Origin of the sequence: Marinobacter sp. es.048 (assembly GCF_900188435.1) — a bacterium.
Classification (GTDB): domain Bacteria; phylum Pseudomonadota; class Gammaproteobacteria; order Pseudomonadales; family Oleiphilaceae; genus Marinobacter.
This window is the reverse complement of the sequence record NZ_FYFA01000001.1, coordinates 2,131,716-2,148,623: the sequence shown is the minus strand read 5'-3', so window position 1 is coordinate 2,148,623 and position 16,908 is coordinate 2,131,716. Positions and strand designations below refer to the sequence as shown.

The following is a 16,908-nucleotide window of genomic DNA, read 5'->3' as shown; positions in this document are numbered from 1 at the left end:
GACATGCCTTTACTTTTCAACTTTGCTGGTTACGGTCGCTCCGGCGCGGACCAAGCCAACGACTTGATGGCGCGCCCGGCAGGACTCGAACCTGCGACCACCCGCTTAGAAGGCGGGTGCTCTATCCAGCTGAGCTACGGGCGCATAACCGTTCGCCCACCTGAACATTCAGAAATTTGGTCGGGGTAGAGAGATTCGAACTCCCGACATCCTGCTCCCAAAGCAGGCGCGCTACCAGACTGCGCTATACCCCGTCTGAACTGAACAACAAGTGCCTCAGCAAAGTTGGCGCGCATATTACCGGCGGCGGAGGGTCCCGTCAACACGTATTTCCAAATTCCCTGAAACAAGAGCCTTTTCAGTAACAAAGCGCCCTCACGAAAGCTCCGGCGCATCCCGCCCAATCAACCGTCCAATTGGAGTTCCGATGGAAGCATGAGACAATGCACAACCTTCAATTTACCGACGCCCAACCGACAAGACGAGACATGACCGCCAAACTGATCAACGGAAAAGAAATTGCCGCCGAAGTAAGACAGCAGGTCGCCGCCGGGGTAGAAGCACGAACACAACAAGGATTGCGCGCTCCCGGACTAGCTGTAGTACTGGTCGGCAACGATCCCGCGTCCCACCTGTATGTAGGCAACAAACGCAAGGCCTGCGACCAGGCAGGAATCCTCTCTCTCTCTTACGATCTGCCGGAGGACACCTCCCAGGAAGCCCTGGAAGCGCTGATTGACGAACTGAATGAAAACCCGACCGTGGACGGAATCCTGGTACAGCTTCCACTGCCCGCTCATCTGGACGCAGATCCGATTCTGGTCAAAATCCGCCCGGACAAGGACGTCGACGGCTTCCACCCCTATAACATCGGCCGCCTGATGCAGCGCAAACCCACCCTGCGCCCCTGCACACCCGCTGGCATTATCACCCTGCTGGACAGCATAGCGACTCCCTACAAAGGCCAGCACGCCGTGATTGTAGGCGCTTCCAACATTGTCGGCCGCCCCATGAGTATGGAACTGCTATTGAAGGGGGCCACCACGACCGTGTGTCATCGCTTCACGCCGGATCTGGAGAAGTTTGTCCGGGAAGCGGACATCCTGGTTGCTGCTGTCGGCAAACCGGGCCTGATCAAGGGCGACTGGGTAAAACCAGGGGCAACCGTGATTGATGTGGGCATCAACCGTATGGACGACGGGAAGCTGCATGGCGATGTGGATTTCGCAGCCGCTTCTGAACGCGCGGCCTACATCACGCCAGTTCCTGGCGGCGTGGGGCCGATGACCATCGCGACCCTGCTGCAGAATACCCTGTACGCCGCTGACGTACTACACAAGGACTGAGTTCGCCCCGGTGCTGGATTACGACTTCTGCTAATCCAACCTACTAATCCGAAGTACTGCACAGAGACTGGACCCGACCCGTGTTGGATTACGGCTTTGCCTAATCCAACCTACAAACGAGTGTAGGTTTTCAGGTAGGTCGAATTAGGCGAAGCCGTAATCCGACAAACCATAAAAAAACCCCGCCGAAGCGGGGTTTTTTATGGGCCGGGCTTACTGCCCGTACTTGGCTTTCGCCTTCAGACGGTACGCGTGCAGAAGCGGCTCGGTGTAGCCGTTCGGCTGCTCACGACCCTTGAGGACCAGATTCAGCGCTGCCTGGAAGGCGACACTGTCATCGAAGTTCCCGGCCATGGGGCGATACGCCGAATCACCGGCGTTCTGCTTGTCGACCACCGCAGCCATGCGCTTCATGGTTTCCATGATCTGCTCTTCGGAGCAGATACCGTGGTGCAGCCAGTTGGCCAGCAGCTGTGACGCGATACGCAGGGTTGCACGGTCCTCCATAAGGCCAACATCGTTAATGTCCGGCACCTTGGAGCAGCCAACACCCTGGTCGATCCAGCGCACAACATAACCGAGGATACCCTGGGCGTTGTTGTCCAGCTCCTGCTGGATCTCTTCGGCGCCCAACGAAGCCGGATCATCCATCACCGGCACTGTCAGGATGTCTTCCAGCGCAGCACGGGTGCGGCTTTCCAGCTGCTTCTGTACGTCAGCCACGCTCACCTGATGGTAGTGAGTGGCATGCAGCGTGGCAGCTGTAGGAGAAGGAACCCATGCAGTGTTGGCGCCAGCCTTCGGATGGCCGATTTTCGCTTCCAGCATGCCGGCCATCAGGTCAGGCATGGCCCACATACCCTTGCCGATCTGGGCAACGCCACGGAAACCGGTTTCCAGACCGATGTCCACGTTCCACTGCTCGTAGGCATTGATCCAGGTCGCCTGCTTCATCGCGCCTTTGCGGATAAACGGACCCAGCTCCATGGAGGTGTGGATCTCGTCGCCGGTGCGATCCAGGAAACCGGTGTTAATAAACACAGCCCGCTCTTTCGCGGCGTGGATACAGGCCTTGAGGTTAACGGTGGTACGACGCTCCTCATCCATGATGCCGACTTTCAAGGTAAAGCGTGGCAGACCAAGCGCATCTTCCACACGACCGAAGAATTCGTTGGTGAACGCCACCTCTTCCGGTCCGTGCATCTTCGGCTTCACGATGTACATGGAGCCTTTGGTGCTGTTCTGGAAGCTGCCCGCACCCTTCATGTCGTGAATGGCGATCAACGACGTGATCAGACCGTCCATCAGACCTTCCGGAACTTCGTTGCCGTCGTTCAGCAGGATGGCCGGGTTCGTCATCAGGTGGCCGACGTTACGGATAAACATCAGGCTGCGGCCTTTCAGGCTGAGCTCGCTGCCGTCTGCTGCCGTATACGTTCGGTCAGCGTTCATCTTGCGGGTCAGTTGCTCGCCACCTTTTTCGAAGGTTTCCTGCAGATCGCCCTTCATCAGGCCCAGCCAGTTGCGGTAAGCCAGTGCCTTGTCGTCAGCGTCTACGGCAGCTACCGAGTCTTCGCAGTCCATGATGGTGGTCAGTGCAGACTCCATCAGCACGTCTTTAACGTTGGCACCGTCGTCTTTGCCGATCGGGTGGCTGGCGTCAATCTGGATCTCGAAGTGCATGCCGTTCTTGACCAACAGCACGCCGGTGGGCGCATCAGCGGCACCGGTGTAGCCAACAAAGCCGGCTTCGTCTTTCAGGCCGGTGGACTCACCGTTCTGCAGCTTGACGACCAGCTTGCCACCGCCAACCAGGTACTTGGCTGCATCCTTGTGGCTGCCAGAGGCCAACGGTGCCGAGCTGTCCAGGAGGTTGCGAGCCCATTCGATAACTTTGGCACCGCGCACCGGGTTGTAGCCACGACCTTTTTCCGCGCCGTCGTCCTCGGAAATCGCGTCGGTGCCGTAAAGGGCATCATACAGGCTACCCCAGCGCGCGTTGGCAGCGTTGAGAGCAAAGCGGGCATTCATGATCGGAACCACCAACTGCGGGCCCGCCATGGTTGCCACTTCCGGATCGACATTGGAGGTGGAGATCTTGAACTCGGAAGGCTCGTCAACGAGGTAACCGATGTCTTTCAGGAAAGACTTGTACTCGGCCATGTCCAGCTTCTGGCCCTTGTGATCGCGGTTCCAGCTGTCCATTTTTTCCTGGATAGCATCACGCTTGGCCAGCAACTCACGGTTGCGTGGCGCCAGCTCGTTCACGATCTTGTCAAATTCTGCCCAGAATTTATCGGCATCGACGCCGGTGCCCGGGATCGCTTCGTTGTTCACGAAATCATACAGATTTTTTGCGACCTGAATGCCGCCGACTTGTACGCGTTCTGTCATCGTTGTCTGCCTCAGTGGGTTACGTTTCCCGACTCCCCCTTCTTCTTGAGGGGGCATTCTAATTTGAGCGCCGCATTGTAAGGGAAAATCCTTACAAGATCATGCCTGCAGGCGCAAAACTGGTCTGACCAACCGCTAATTCCCGGAAATTTAGGCTTTGCGCCAGGTTGTCCCCTCCCGGGAATCATCCAGAATAATTCCTTTATCCAGCAGGTCGTCGCGGATCCGATCCGCCTCGGCAAAGTCCTTCGCCTTTCGTGCATCAGCCCGGGCCTGGATCAGCGCCTCAATGTCTTCGGCGCTGAGCTCACCACCCGTGTCTGCCTGGAAGAACGCCTCGGGATCTTGCTGCAGCAGACCCAGAACACCACCAAGTCGCACCAGAATCGCCGCACTGTGCTTGGCATCGTCTTCACGACCATCGCGACGATGCTGATTGATCTCGTTGGCAACAGCATGCAGGACAGCAATGGCACCCGCGGTGTTGAAGTCATCATCCATCGCCTCGACAAACCGCTCGTCATGCCCGGATTCCGGCACGTCGGCGGCCTTGGCGGGCACGACCCCTCTCAACGCATGGTAGAGCCGGGTGAGCGTGCGGCCAGCCTCGGCCAGGTTTTCCTCGGAGTAGTCCACCTGGCTTCGGTAGTGACTGGAAACCAGGAAGTAACGGACCACCTCCGCCGGGTACTTCTCCATGATTTCGCGGATAGTGAAGAAGTTGCCCAGTGACTTGGACATCTTTTCCTTGTTCACCCGAATGGCGCCGGCGTGCATCCAGGTGTTCACGAAGGTATGGCCAGTGGCACATTCCGACTGGGCAATCTCGTTTTCATGATGAGGGAACAGCAGATCCGGACCACCACCGTGAATATCGAAGGTATCGCCGAGGCAGCAGGTGGACATGGCAGAGCACTCAATGTGCCAGCCGGGACGACCATCCCCCCAGGGCGAGGGCCAGCTGACCTCCCCTACCTTTGCCGCTTTCCACAATGCGAAATCGGCCGGGCTGCGCTTGGCTTCCTGGACATCCACCCGTGCACCCGCCAGAAGATCCTCCAGCTTTTTCTTGCTGAGCTTGCCGTAGTCATCGAAGGAATCAACGGCAAAATAAACATCACCGTTATCCGCCGCGTAGGCGTGTCCGCCGGCAATCAGCTTGTGGATCATCGCGATGATTTCGTCAATATACGCCGTAGCCCGGGGCTCTTCGTCCGGGGACAGCACGCCCAGGCGGGCTTCGTCCTCGTGCATGGCCTTGATCATCCGGTCAGTGAGCTCGTTATAGGGCTCACCATTCTCATCCGCACGGCGCAGGATCTTGTCGTCAATATCGGTGATGTTGCGAACGTAGTTCACTTCGTAACCGCGATGGCGCAGGTAACGGGTAATCACATCAAAGGCCACCAGCACCCGGGCATGGCCCAGATGGCAATAGTCGTAGACTGTCATCCCGCAGACATACATCCGGACCTTGCCCGGCTCAATTGGCCGAAACTCTTCCTTCTGCTGGGTCAGCGTGTTGTAGATGCGGATCACTTGCCCCCCTTACCCCAGGAATCCCTGAGCGTTACCGTGCGGTTGAATACCGGTCGGCCGGCGGCCTCGGTAAGGGCGGAATCACAGAAGAAGTAGCCTTCCCGCTCAAACTGATACGGAAGATCCACACGGGGAGACGCCAGACTCTTCTCGACCCGCGCACCTCTCAGAATCACCAGCGATTCCGGATTCAGGTGATCCATCAAATCACCGTCCTTGTCGCTGTCCGGCGATTCGTGATTGAACAGGCGGTCATACTGATTGATGTCTGCCTCCACGCTGTTACTGGCAGAAACCCAGTGAATCACGCCGTTGGGTTTATAGCCCTCGGGATTGACACCCAGGGTGTTGGGATCATACTCACACTTGAGCTCGACAATTTTGCCACTGTCGTCACGAATCACTTCCCGGCAGGTCATCACATAGCCGCCACGAAGACGTACCGCCTGCTCTGGGGCCAGCCGCTTCCATTTGCGCGGCGGCTCCATTTCGAAATCGTCCCGATCAATATACAGAGTCTGGGTCCAGGGCACTTCCCGCTCGCCCATATCCGGATTTTGCGGGTGCACCGGCAGGGTTAGCGTTTCGCTCTTGTCGGCCGGGTAATTGGTCAGCGTGACTTTCAGCGGGCGCATCACACACATGGCCCGTGGCGCACGAGTGTTGAGGTCTTCCCGAATGGCGTGCTCCAGCATACCCACATCCACGGTACCACCGGCCTTGTTCACGCCAATCATGTCGCAGAAAGTGCGGATGGATTCCGGCGTGTAGCCCCGCCGGCGCATGCCGGAGATGGTTGGCATACGCGGATCGTTCCAGCCATCAACAACACCCTCATCCACCAGGCGCTTGAGCTTACGCTTCGAGGTAATGGTGTAGTTCAGGTTCAGCCGCGCAAACTCGATCTGGCGCGGGTGGCAGGGGCCGGAGATGTTATCCAGCACCCAATCATACAGCGGCCGGTGATCCTCAAATTCCAGCGTGCACAGGGAGTGGGTGATTCCCTCCATGGCGTCGGAAATCGGATGAGTGAAGTCGTACATCGGGTAGATGCACCACTTGTTGCCGGTCTGATGGTGTTCGGCGTAACGGATACGATAAAGGATCGGATCCCGCATGTTGATGTTCGGCGAGGCCATATCAATCTTCGCCCGCAGCACCAGCTCGCCGTTCTGGTACTTGCCGTCCCGCATATCCCGGAACAGTTGCAGACTTTCTTCAACCGGCCGGTCCCGGTAGGGACTGTTCCTGCCTGGCTCTTTAAGACTGCCCCGGTATTCAGCCATTTCATCAGCCGTCAGGGCGCACACGTAGGCCTTGTCCCGGGTGATCAGCTCTTCAGCAAATTCGTAAAGGGCGTCAAAGTAATCAGAAGCGTAACGCACGTCCCCGGCCCACTCGTAGCCGAGCCATTCCACATCCTGCTTGATGGCATCGATGTATTCCTGGTTTTCCTTTTCGGGGTTGGTGTCGTCAAACCGAAGGTTACAGTCGCCGGAAAAGGTCTCGGCGATGCCAAAGTTCAGGCAGATCGATTTGGCATGACCAATATGCAGGTAGCCGTTGGGCTCCGGCGGGAACCGGGTGACCACCTTGCCGGTATGCTCTCCGTTGGCGATGGCTTCTTCGATCAGGCTCTGGATAAAGTTGTGGGCTTTCTTCGACTCGGCGCTCATACAATCTCTGTTAAAAGGGGAGTGAATCTTAAACCGCGTATTATACTCACAAATCCTTGCCGGACTCATGCATAGCGGGAAAGTCTTGAGTACAATGGGGCCTTTAACGTACCTAACCATTCTGAACAGGAAAACCTGATGATTCTGCTGACAACCAACTACGGTGAACTCAAGCTGGAACTGGATTACGACAAGGCACCGGAAACCGCCAAAAACTTTGAACAGTACGTTCGTGACGGTTTTTACGATGGCCTGATTTTTCACCGTGTGATCAGCAACTTCATGATTCAGGGCGGCGGCTTCGAGCCGGGAATGACACCGCGCAAAACCCGGGATTCCATCCAGAATGAAGCCGATAACGGCCTGAGCAACATGCAGGGAACCGTTGCCATGGCTCGCACCATGGACCCGCATTCTGCCACCGCACAGTTCTTTATCAACGTTGAGAACAACGGCTTCCTGGACCACACCGCCAAAAACGCCGAAGGCTGGGGTTACTGCGTGTTCGGCAAGGTGGTCGAAGGCATGGACACAGTGAATGCCATTCGCGCCGTTCGCACCACCATGCGGGCCGGGCACCAGGATGTGCCTGCCGATGACGTGGTTATCGAGAAAGCCGAGGTTCTGGAGGACGCGTGACCACGCTGTTTATTTCAGACCTGCACCTCGAGGAATCACGCCCGGATATCACTGAGGCATTCCTCACGTTTCTTGACGAGAAAGCCAGAGGTGTTGATCAGCTTTATATCCTCGGTGATTTCTTCGAGTCCTGGATCGGCGATGACGAACGCACGCCACTTCAGGAGCAGATTGCGGCTGCCTTGCGCAATCTGCGGGACAGCGGCACCGAGATATTCCTGATGCACGGCAACCGGGATTTCCTGATCGGTCAGGATTTCTGCGACCGGGCCGGCGCAACGCTTCTGGACGACCCGACGGTGATAGATCTGCACGGCACCCCTACCCTGCTGATGCATGGCGACAGCCTGTGTACCGCCGATGTGGAGTACCAGAAGTTCCGGGCCAATATGCGCAACCCTCAGTGGCAGCAGATGATACTCCAGCGTCCTCTTGAAGACCGCCAGCAGATGGCCCGCCAGCTTCGGGAAATCAGCATGGCGAAAAATCAGGGCAAGGAAGAGTTCATCATGGACGTAACGCCGGAGGAAGTTGTTAAGGACATGGAAAGGCACGGCGTTCAGCGACTGATCCATGGCCACACCCATCGCCCAGCAGTGCATGAGTTGACAGCCAACGGCTCGCCGGCGAAGCGCATTGTTCTCGGGGACTGGGACAAGAATGTCTGGTGGCTGGAGGCGGAACCGGGCGAAGCACCCGAACTGAACAAGCAGCCGTTGTAAAAGAGCCGGGCAAATGCCCGGCTTTTTTAGCCTTGGCTTCAGTGCGCCAATATCTGCTTGAGGAACTTCTGAGTCCTGGCTTCCTGGGGGTTTGTGAAGAACTCGTGGGGTGGCGCCTCCTCCACAATTTCACCTCCATCCATAAAGATAACCCGGTCTGCCACCGTCTTGGCGAAACCCATCTCATGGGTCACGCAGAGCATGGTCATACCGCTTCCCGCCAATTCAATCATTACGTCGAGCACTTCCTTGATCATCTCGGGATCCAGCGCTGACGTTGGCTCATCGAACAGCATAATCTTGGGCTTCATGCACAGCGCCCTGGCGATAGCTACACGCTGCTGTTGACCTCCCGAAAGCTGACCCGGGAACTTATTAGCCTGGTCCGGAATCTTGACCCGCTCCAGATACTCCATCGCCGTTGCTTCCGCTTCCTTTCGGGGGATTTTGCGCACCCAGATGGGCGACAGGCAGCAGTTTTCGAGAACCGTCAGGTGCGGGAACAGGTTGAAGTGCTGAAACACCATGCCAACTTCCCGCCGAACCGTGTCGATCTGCCGGACATCGTCGGTCAGTTCCACATCATCGACGATGATCTTGCCCTGCTGATGCTCCTCCAGCCGATTGATGCAACGGATGAAAGTGGATTTTCCCGAGCCGGACGGCCCACAGATAACAATTCTCTCACCCTGATCAACGGCCAGATTGAGATCCTTGAGGACATGAAAATCCCCGTACCACTTGTGCATTCCCTCAACCCGGATAATCCCGGGCTTTTTGTCCGAATGGTCTTTCGGCGGGGTCTGCATTTCAGAAGTTTGAGTTTGGTCTGTCATAGAGTTACCCATCAGGTCTTATGACCGGTATCAAGTTTTCGTTCAAGGTTCTGACTGTATCTGGAAATGCCAAAGCAGAAGACCCAGAAACAGAACGCCACAAATACATAGCCCTCAATGGCAACGTTCTGCCAGGCGGGATCGGTAACCGTTGACTGGACCGTCCCGAGAATGTCGAACAGGCCGATGATCAGCACCAGTGTGGTGTCCTTGAACAGGGAAATGAAGGTGTTAACAATACCCGGAATAACCATCTTCAAAGCCTGCGGCAGGATGACCAGCCCCGTCTTGCGCCAGTACCCCAATCCCAGGGCGTCAGCCGCTTCGTATTGGCCTCGGGGAATGGCCTGCAGGCCACCGCGAATCACTTCCGCCATGTAAGCGGACTGCCAAAGGGTTATACCGATCAGTGCCCGGGCAAGTTTCTCGAAGTTGACACCCTCCGGAAGAAACAGTGGCAGCATCACCGAGGCCATGAACAGAACCGTGATCAACGGAACCGCCCGCCATACCTCGATAAACACCACACAGATTCCCCGGATGATCGGCATCTCGGAGCGCCGGCCCAGCGCCAGCAGTATGCCGATTGGCAACGAGGCTACGATCCCGATGTAAGCCAGGATCAGGGTCAGCATCAAACCGCCCCATTTCGAGCTCTGCACTTCTTCCAGGCCAAAACTGCCGCCGGGAATCAGGAAGTAGCCAACGATGGGCAGACCAAAGATCCCGAAAAGTCCGAGCCACTTGCGGCCAGGGAAACGCTCAATGAACTGGGGTACAAAGGCTACAGCCAACAGCAGGAACATCACGTCGACCCGCCATTGCAGTTCATCCGGGTAGAACCCGTAGATAAAGAAATTCAGACGCTGACTGATAAACAGCCAGCAAGCACCCGCCCCTGTACAGGCACTCGGGTCGCTGCCAACAAAGTTGGCGTCGAGGAAAAACCAGTTGAGCAAGGGTCCGACACTGGTCACCAGCAGATAGGCCACGCCCAGCGTTAATACCGTGTTGAACCAGCCGGAGAACAGGTTCTCACGCATCCACTTGACCGGCCGGAGCGCCTTCTTGGGTGCTTTCATGGTTGACTCGGTCATCATCGCTCCTTAATGGCCACAGCCCGGTTATAGATGTTCATGAACAGCGAGATCAGCAGACTGATGGTCAGATAAACCGCCATGGTAATGGCGACAACCTCTACCGCCTGCCCCGTCTGATTCAGCGTGGTGCCCATGAAGACCGCCACCAGGTCCGGATAACCGATTGCGGTGGCAAGCGACGAGTTCTTCACCAGATTCAAATACTGGCTGGTGAGAGGCGGAATGATGACCCGCATGGCCTGCGGTATAACCACCAACCTGAGGGTAAGGCCGTTCGGCAGCCCCAGAGCCTTCGACGCCTCGGTCTGGCCCTTGCTCACCGAAAGAATACCGGAGCGTACAATTTCAGCGATGAAGCTGGCCGTGTACAGTGACAGGGCAATCCACAGGGCTGCCAACTCCGGAATAATGGTAATCCCCCCACCAAAGTTGAAGCCCCGGAGGGCAGGCAGATCCCACTCCAGAGGCCGCCCGGCCACGAGATAAGACACCACCGGTACAAGCACCAGAATGGCCACGCCAACCTTGAAGGTCGGGAAAATCTGTCCGGTCGCCAACTGGCGTTTTTTGGCCCATATCCGAATCCCAACGACAGCAGCGATGGCAAGCAGAATACCGCCCCAGACAATCCCGAAACCCTCCTGGGTCACTGGATCTGGCAGGTAAAGGCCCCGGTTGTTCAGGAACAGTGCGCCGCCGACATCAACACTCTGGCGTGGTGACGGAAGATTGCTGAGTACGGCAAAGTACCAGAAGAAAATCTGCAGAAGCAGCGGTATGTTACGAATCACCTCGATGTATACCAGCGCCATCTTGGCCACCAGCCAGTTACTCGAGAGTCGAGCAACACCGATGATGAAACCGAGAATGGTGGCGGCAACCACACCCATTGCGGAAACAAGAAGTGTATTGGTCAAACCGACCCAAAAGGTTCGGCCATAAGACATGGTTGCATCGTAAGGCACCAGGTTCATGATGATGCCGAATCCTGCGGTTTCATCCAGGAAACCGAAACCGGTGCTGATGCCACGGCTTTCCATGTTGGAAAGCGTGTTGTCGACGAGAACCCATCCGCCCCAGAACACAAGGGCAATGGCTATCACCTGAAAGAAGAGAGCGCGGACCCGCGGGTCATACCAGGGCTTCGGCCCTGCAGGTCGGGTATCAATGGTTTGTTTTTTCATGGAGTGTCCTGAACAGCTTCCCTGTGGTTCACAGCATCAGAGATAACGGCGAAGTCTCCCTAATGGAGACTTCGCCGTGTGCCTTCAGGTCTTAACGGACCGGCGGCGCATACATGATGCCGCCTTCAGTCCACAGCGCGTTGATACCGCGATCCAGCCCCAGCGGGGTATCCGGACCTACGTTGCGGTCGTACATCTCGCCGTAGTTACCCACCAGTTTCACGGCCTGATATCCGAAGTCATCCGGCAGTCCGAGCTTCGCACCCATGTCGCCATCGGTACCCAGCAGGCGCTGAATGTTCGGGTTGTCGGATTTCAGCATGTCGTCGGCGTTGGCGCTGGTCACACCCAACTCTTCGGCGTTGATCTGCACGGAGAGTACCCACTTGACGATATTGAACCACTGATCGTCACCTTGACGAACAACTGGTCCCAGCGGCTCCTTGGAAATGGTGTTTGGCAGGATCTTGGCTGAACTCGGATCAGACAGCTTGGAACGCAATGCCGCCAGCTGCGACCGGTCTGAGGTCAGAACGTCGCACCGACCAGCTGCGAAACCCTGAACGGTTTGCTCAGAGGTATCGAATACGATCGGCTTGAACTCCATACCTTTGGCGCGGAAATAATCAGAAGCGTTAAGTTCGGTGGTGGTGCCGGCCTGGATACAGATGGTGGCACCGTCCAATTGAGTGGCGTCGTCCACGCCAATACCCTTGTTGATCAGGAAGCCCTGCCCGTCGTAGTAGTTCACACCGGCGAAGTTCAGGCCAAGAGAGGCATCTCGGGTCAGTGTCCAGGTGGTATTACGGGAGAGCATATCGATTTCGCCGGACTGCAGGGCTGTGAAACGCTCCTTCGCGGTCAGCGGCGTAAACTCAACGGCGTTCGCGTCACCGAAGATGGCCGCAGCTACCGCACGGCAGGTGTCCACGTCGATACCGGTCCAATTACCTTTCTCATCAGGCTGAGAGAAACCTGGCAACCCGCTGGTCACGCCACACTGAAGGTGGCCCTTCTCCTTGACGTTCTCCAGAGTTGTGGCCGCCATGGCACCAGTAGCTGAAAAAGTGCCTACCGCCAGAGCAATCCCCAGGGCAATCGATTTCGTCTTTTTCATTGTCTTTTCTCCGAACATCAGTTGGTTTTATCGCGACGAATGTGCTCAGCAATTTGCAAGCCACTCACCGTAAACCGATGATTTATATTGTTTTTATCAATCATCGGCGCGTTTCAGGCGAATCTGGAACGAGGTGGCGCCGTTTCGTGCACCAATACAGCGCCTTCGCCCAAGACCAATGCGCCAAAAAAAGGCAGATCAAGGGCCGCGCCTATTAAAAGTAGAACAAGGTTCGGGAAATGAACTAGTTTTTATGCAAAATTATTGGGAAATTTTAAAGACGGGAGGCTCTTTATAGGTCTTGAGCCGCTTCAGCCATCCTGGCAGCCAGCGCTCTCGTTCGATCGGATCCTTTGCATTTTCAGCCCTGCGTGTGAGAACGGTGCCGGCCGCCTCCCGAAATTGCACAAGGGCGCTCTGGTCTGGTGAACCAGACATTTCCAAAAGCACCTGCAACAGACCCCAACCCTGATCGTTGTAGCGTTCCGTAGGAGAAAGCCCCTCACCCTTGAAATTCACATAGTCAATGATGGCGTAGACGCCGCCCGGTGTCTGACTCAGAGCTTCCAGCCTCGCCACCACTTCTGTCTTTCGATCATCCGGAGCTGCATCAACAATCCTTCCGAGCGACTGCCTGGCTCGCCGGAATATAAATTCAGCCTGGATCCCCTGAGTACCCGCCAGAAACTCTCGCAGCTCTGCTACTCGTGGTGAATCGTCTACGGCCAGAAAGTCTGCTTTTTCACTCCAGGGAGCGTCGAAAGGCTCGAGCGATCGCAACCACTCAGGAATGTTGACCTGACGTTGCTCCATGTATTCCATCAGGGCAGGAAAGCTTTCGACGAATCGCCCTTCAACGCCCTCCGGATACCAGATGAAGTGACCGATACCCAGTGACGGAAACGCCTCGCCGTCGTTCCAGTGGACCAGACACTGAAAACGCCCTGCGCATTCGTTGCGGAAAATCTGCTGGCCTACCCAGTCCAGCTGAGCGGAGCTGAGAACCATAGACACGTCTGCGACCGGGGGGGCTGGAGCATCGGAAATGGCGACTTCGGCGTCGATCGAATCCGTCCGGTTATCAGAACCACAACCAGCCAGAGCAAGAATTCCTGCCGCTAAAAGCACCACACTGGATTTAAACGTCATTAGCTCACCTCCTTAAAGGCCACGAACATATGGCAGGGATTTGAGGTACGTCAATGCAGATACGCGTTCCCTGGATTTACTTTGTATTGATGGGCACTGCATTTTCTGGCAATGAGCCTAACCTAAAAGGTGTTGTGTTTGCCCACGATTAAAACAAGAGCTACTCGCAGCAGCCAGAATGCAATGGAGGATCAGGCTATGAGTGAAAAACTGTCTTATTCGGCTATCTCGGGCGCCCTGATTTTCGGGGCGCTAACAACGCTGGCCGGCTGTACCGGCAGCGACAACGATGCATCTCAGGGCGTCCCCGAGGGTGAAGCCATCGTCGAGGCGTTCCTGAGCGAAAAAGCGATCCAAATCGGCGGCGCTACAACAGCCGTCGCCCGGGCCGAAATGGGCGATACCGACTGGGCCATATACAACATGGCCAACCGTCTGGCCATGACACCCATCCAGAGCGCGGCAGGGGCGGTGAATGAAATCGAGCTGGAAAGCTTTATTCAGGACATTCTCGTCGTTTCCTATAATAGTCGAACCTATGCCCTTGCGGCAGTTCGCGAGTCCGGCATAGCTGTCGTGGACATCACCGATCCGGCTGCCATGGAGGTGTTGCACACCACGCCCGTTAATTACTATCAGGATGGGATCACCTTCGCCGAAGGCGGTGGTGACCTGGTGACGGATGTCGTTATTGAAGGGCACGGCTTTATCAAGTCCCTGGAAACCGATGGCACCGACCTATGGATCGCGGACGAAAGTTACGGCATCCACCGAACGGCCCTTGCCAACGTCATCAGCGCTACGCCGGTAACCGAAGACGATGGCACTCTGCTGATAGATGCCGAAGTCTACACCTTGCAGTACTCCGGAGAGCATCCCTGGGGCGCTCCAGCGGACCTCCAGCTCCATGAAGATGGCAACCTGTATGCCGCAATCGGCTTCCTTGGCCTTGGAGTGTATGATCCGGCAACCCTCGATCGGGTCGGCTACTACAACTTGTACACGGATACGAGTGTTTCGGAAGACTGGTTCCTCAACATGGATGTGTCCAACGAGGTTTTTGATCCCGGCACCCACATAGATCCCGACACCGGTATGCCCAACTACAACCAGGCATCGTTCGAAATCCAGGACGTGTGGCACGGCGATGTGGATGCACCAACCCCCTGGGCGGATTTCGACCGTTATGGCAAATATTACTACAAGGCCAACAAACTGGACGTCGAAACATACGGGGGGAGTGGCGAGACAATTGTCTATCTCGCCTATGGACTGGCCGGATTGGTAGCTGTGGACGCCACTGATCCGGGGAACATCACGTATCAGGGATATGCCCCGGCGGTGCCCGCCCATGGACCGGATGAGCCGATCGGTGAACAGTCAAAGAGCCTGTTCCCCTACTTCGGTGTTGGCATGCTGAAGGAAGCCGGAGTTGTTGATGTAGAGGTGGACACGGCAAATGATCGCGTGCTTTACGCAGACCACTTTGCTGGCCTTGTTGCAATCGAAGGTGCGCAGACCCCCAGCACCAGCTGGCAACAGCAGGGCGCGCCTTTCGACAATGACGACAACCCGCTTCTGCACTGGCCAGACTACGAGTTCGTGACTTCCTATGACATGGGCGCATGGGACCCGGATGACAATGAGTCCCTGCCTATATGGATGTATGAGGCTCCCAGCCTTCTGGTAACGGGTGAGGTCAGTGGCCACGGCAATGCCCTGTTCCTGATGCCCACTGTCAGCGACACGACGGGCGCTATAGACGTAGTGCAGGCCACTGGCGCCGGCGGCCTCAATTTTATGGATCTGGGAGACCTGACCACCGGCGAAACGGATATGAGCACCAAGTTCACTGTTCCGGCGTACTTCGCCAGTACCGAGGAAACCTATGCGGCTTCAGATGGAACACCCACCGCTCCTCTGGCAGTGGGTCATACCCAGGGCGTCGCCGCTACCAGCCAATATCTATACATGGCCGATGGCCCTCATGGCATGAGCGTTTGGCAGGTTGCTGACGAAGACGGAAACCCACTTGACGAGCCTCACGTGGTCGCCAATACCGTTGTCGATGAGTACGAAGTGGACAATCCCGATGGTTCCACCGTTTATCCCACGCCACACGCCTACAATGTGATAATGGGTGGCGGAGACAACATGGCTTATGTCATGTCCCAGAGCCTCGGTTTACGGCGCGTGGATGTAAGCGGCGCAGAGTCAGGCCAGGGTCTGCCGGGCACACCCTTGCTACTGACACCGCAGCCTTCGGATTTCTATGAGCACAACCTGGCGACCGGATCCTACGGGGGTATCAGCCGGCAGGACCATGCCTACGATGTGGACTTTCATGATAACTATGCGGTCGTGGCCGATGGCAGCAATGGGCTGACCGTCTACGACATGACCATGAACCCGAGCGATGGCACCGGCAATCACGTCGTCGCCAATCTGGGCTCTGCCACCGGAAAACCACAGCTCGGCAGGGCCTCTGGCGTGGAACTCTGGACCAACCCCGAGAACGGCAGCGTTTATGCCTTCGTGGCTGCCGGCCATTCCGGTATCGCAGTGGTCGACATGACCGATCTCCTGGTAAATGGCAATGCCCCTGGCATGGAGCTGATCAAGATCTTCCAGCCCATCAAGATTGAAGAGGAACTTGACGGCACCGTGCATATCGGCAAAGCCGACAGCCGAAGTGTGGATGTCGATGTGATAGGCGAACATGCCTACTTCAGCTATGGCGGTTTCGGACTGCTGGCCTACAGCATTGACGACCTCCTGGCGCCCCTGCCCGACGGTGTTGAGCCAGACAGAGTATTCACACCGGGAGGCGGTGGTGCGGACTACCGTCCTGAGGCAGTAGCCCAGTATCGGCTTCAGGAAGAGCCGGGCCTGGAGGATTCCGATCCGGAAGCCCTATACATGACGCCGCAACACTTCCCGGCCGATACTCTGCTTATCGACGGCGACGGACACTGGTACACTCTGGATGAGTCCAAGCTTTTGTTCTACGTGGCCTACGGAGAAGCCGGTGTTGCCAAGCTCGACTGGAGCGATCCGGCCAACCCGGTACTAATGGAGCATCAGCAGACCGTCGGGGAAGCGACAGGCACTGCAATTGCAAACGGCCGGGTCTATGTCGCCGATGGCGGCGGTGGTCTGGTCGTTTTCCGTCAATGACACGTCAATAGCTAAAATGAAAAGGGCCG

Annotated in this window: 12 protein-coding genes and 2 tRNA genes; 4 read left to right on the top strand and 10 right to left on the bottom strand. The window is 56.6% G+C overall.

From position 1 onward, the window contains the following. Positions 1 to 67: 67 nt before the first annotated feature. Positions 68 to 144 (bottom strand) — tRNA-Arg (locus tag CFT65_RS09940). A gap of 33 nt (positions 145 to 177) precedes the next feature. Continuing rightward, positions 178 to 254 (bottom strand) — tRNA-Pro (locus tag CFT65_RS09935). A 234-nt stretch (positions 255 to 488) separates the two neighbouring features. Here CFT65_RS09935 and folD point away from each other — a divergent pair. Further along, on the top strand, positions 489 to 1,346 hold the full coding sequence (folD, locus tag CFT65_RS09930) for a bifunctional methylenetetrahydrofolate dehydrogenase/methenyltetrahydrofolate cyclohydrolase FolD (protein WP_088827865.1): 858 nt from the start codon (positions 489 to 491) through the stop codon (positions 1,344 to 1,346). A gap of 213 nt (positions 1,347 to 1,559) precedes the next feature. Here the strand turns inward: folD and CFT65_RS09925 are convergent, their stop codons facing one another. From CFT65_RS09925 to CFT65_RS09915, 3 genes are all read right to left on the bottom strand, one after another. Then, entirely contained in the window at positions 1,560 to 3,740 is a 2,181-nt protein-coding gene (locus tag CFT65_RS09925) for a malate synthase G (protein ID WP_088827864.1), read from the bottom strand. 150 nt (positions 3,741 to 3,890) lie between these two features. Beyond that, a complete protein-coding gene (cysS, locus tag CFT65_RS09920) occupies positions 3,891 to 5,279 on the bottom strand; it encodes a cysteine--tRNA ligase (RefSeq protein WP_088827863.1) in 1,389 nt (462 codons plus the stop codon). Next, on the bottom strand, positions 5,276 to 6,955 hold the full coding sequence (locus CFT65_RS09915; protein ID WP_088827862.1) for a glutamine--tRNA ligase/YqeY domain fusion protein: 1,680 nt from the start codon (positions 6,953 to 6,955) through the stop codon (positions 5,276 to 5,278). The genes cysS and CFT65_RS09915 overlap by 4 nt, the downstream gene beginning before the upstream one ends. Positions 6,956 to 7,093: 138 nt before the next feature. On the opposite strand from CFT65_RS09915, the gene CFT65_RS09910 reads away from it, so the two are divergent. Both CFT65_RS09910 and CFT65_RS09905 read left to right on the top strand, forming a co-directional pair. Then, positions 7,094 to 7,594, top strand: coding sequence for a peptidylprolyl isomerase (locus CFT65_RS09910; protein ID WP_088827861.1), 501 nt, complete (start codon positions 7,094 to 7,096; stop codon positions 7,592 to 7,594). Further along, positions 7,591 to 8,316 carry a UDP-2,3-diacylglucosamine diphosphatase gene (locus CFT65_RS09905; RefSeq protein WP_088827860.1) on the top strand — a complete coding sequence of 242 codons (726 nt, stop codon included), beginning with the start codon at positions 7,591 to 7,593 and terminating at the stop codon, positions 8,314 to 8,316. Before CFT65_RS09910 ends, CFT65_RS09905 begins: the two co-directional genes overlap by 4 nt. A gap of 38 nt (positions 8,317 to 8,354) precedes the next feature. Here the strand turns inward: CFT65_RS09905 and CFT65_RS09900 are convergent, their stop codons facing one another. The 5 genes from CFT65_RS09900 to CFT65_RS09880 form a co-directional block, all read right to left on the bottom strand. Beyond that, complete coding sequence (locus tag CFT65_RS09900; RefSeq protein ID WP_088827859.1) at positions 8,355 to 9,125, bottom strand: amino acid ABC transporter ATP-binding protein; 771 nt, start codon at positions 9,123 to 9,125, stop codon at positions 8,355 to 8,357. Between the two features lie 38 nt (positions 9,126 to 9,163). Further along, positions 9,164 to 10,249 (bottom strand): amino acid ABC transporter permease, encoded by a 1,086-nt coding sequence (locus CFT65_RS09895; protein ID WP_088827858.1) that lies wholly within the window; start codon positions 10,247 to 10,249, stop codon positions 9,164 to 9,166. Beyond that, complete coding sequence (locus CFT65_RS09890) at positions 10,249 to 11,436, bottom strand: amino acid ABC transporter permease (RefSeq protein ID WP_088827857.1); 1,188 nt, start codon at positions 11,434 to 11,436, stop codon at positions 10,249 to 10,251. Before CFT65_RS09890 ends, CFT65_RS09895 begins: the two co-directional genes overlap by 1 nt. A gap of 91 nt (positions 11,437 to 11,527) precedes the next feature. Further along, on the bottom strand, positions 11,528 to 12,553 hold the full coding sequence (locus CFT65_RS09885) for an amino acid ABC transporter substrate-binding protein (protein ID WP_088827856.1): 1,026 nt from the start codon (positions 12,551 to 12,553) through the stop codon (positions 11,528 to 11,530). Between the two features lie 261 nt (positions 12,554 to 12,814). After that, positions 12,815 to 13,702, bottom strand: coding sequence for a hypothetical protein (locus tag CFT65_RS09880; protein ID WP_088827855.1), 888 nt, complete (start codon positions 13,700 to 13,702; stop codon positions 12,815 to 12,817). Between the two features lie 198 nt (positions 13,703 to 13,900). Here CFT65_RS09880 and CFT65_RS09875 point away from each other — a divergent pair, with 198 nt between their 5' ends. Then, entirely contained in the window at positions 13,901 to 16,879 is a 2,979-nt protein-coding gene (locus CFT65_RS09875) for a hypothetical protein (protein ID WP_172408450.1), read from the top strand. Positions 16,880 to 16,908: the final 29 nt, after the last annotated feature.

Excerpts from the sequence above, each read along its gene's own strand:
- CFT65_RS09900 (WP_088827859.1), bottom strand. The coding sequence starts at position 9,125 with ATGCAGACCCCGCCGAAAGACCATTCGGACAAAAAGCCCGGGATTATC.
- CFT65_RS09925 (WP_088827864.1), bottom strand. The coding sequence starts at position 3,740 with ATGACAGAACGCGTACAAGTCGGCGGCATTCAGGTCGCAAAAAATCTG.
- CFT65_RS09915 (WP_088827862.1), bottom strand. The coding sequence starts at position 6,955 with ATGAGCGCCGAGTCGAAGAAAGCCCACAACTTTATCCAGAGCCTGATC.
- CFT65_RS09910 (WP_088827861.1), top strand. The coding sequence starts at position 7,094 with ATGATTCTGCTGACAACCAACTACGGTGAACTCAAGCTGGAACTGGAT.
- CFT65_RS09875 (WP_172408450.1), top strand. The coding sequence starts at position 13,901 with ATGAGTGAAAAACTGTCTTATTCGGCTATCTCGGGCGCCCTGATTTTC.
- folD (WP_088827865.1), top strand. The coding sequence starts at position 489 with ATGACCGCCAAACTGATCAACGGAAAAGAAATTGCCGCCGAAGTAAGA.
- CFT65_RS09890 (WP_088827857.1), bottom strand. The coding sequence starts at position 11,436 with ATGAAAAAACAAACCATTGATACCCGACCTGCAGGGCCGAAGCCCTGG.
- CFT65_RS09895 (WP_088827858.1), bottom strand. The coding sequence starts at position 10,249 with ATGACCGAGTCAACCATGAAAGCACCCAAGAAGGCGCTCCGGCCGGTC.
- CFT65_RS09880 (WP_088827855.1), bottom strand. The coding sequence starts at position 13,702 with ATGACGTTTAAATCCAGTGTGGTGCTTTTAGCGGCAGGAATTCTTGCT.
- CFT65_RS09885 (WP_088827856.1), bottom strand. The coding sequence starts at position 12,553 with ATGAAAAAGACGAAATCGATTGCCCTGGGGATTGCTCTGGCGGTAGGC.